The organism is Acetobacter fabarum, assembly GCF_040702925.2.
In the GTDB taxonomy this organism is placed as follows: domain Bacteria; phylum Pseudomonadota; class Alphaproteobacteria; order Acetobacterales; family Acetobacteraceae; genus Acetobacter; species Acetobacter fabarum_B.
Window position 1 is genome coordinate 1 of record NZ_JBFCXX020000069.1, and the last position, 281, is coordinate 281.

The following is a 281-nucleotide window of genomic DNA, read 5'->3' on the forward strand; positions in this document are numbered from 1 at the left end:
GAAACAGACCGCCGAAAGCCTCGGCTTTCTGTTTCACACCATCGACGACGAGCCGTACTGGGACGAGCGCGCCTACTACCAGTTCACGCTCGCACAGATCGAAAACGATCTGGAGGATCCAACCACCGAGCTGCACGAGATGTGCATGGACCTGGTCGACCGCGTCGTGCACAGCGAAGAACTGCTGGATCGCCTGAGCATTCCGGCGTCGTACTACGACATGATCCGAACGTCCTGGCTGGAAGGTCATCCGCATCTGTACGGGCGCATGGACTTCTCCT

The 281-nt window shown here is 58.7% G+C and carries 1 protein-coding gene; it reads left to right on the forward strand.

What is annotated here, in order from left to right:
* Positions 1 to 281: glutathionylspermidine synthase family protein (locus tag AB2L51_RS15130; RefSeq protein ID WP_400922648.1), on the forward strand; the 281-nt coding region annotated here is incomplete at both ends.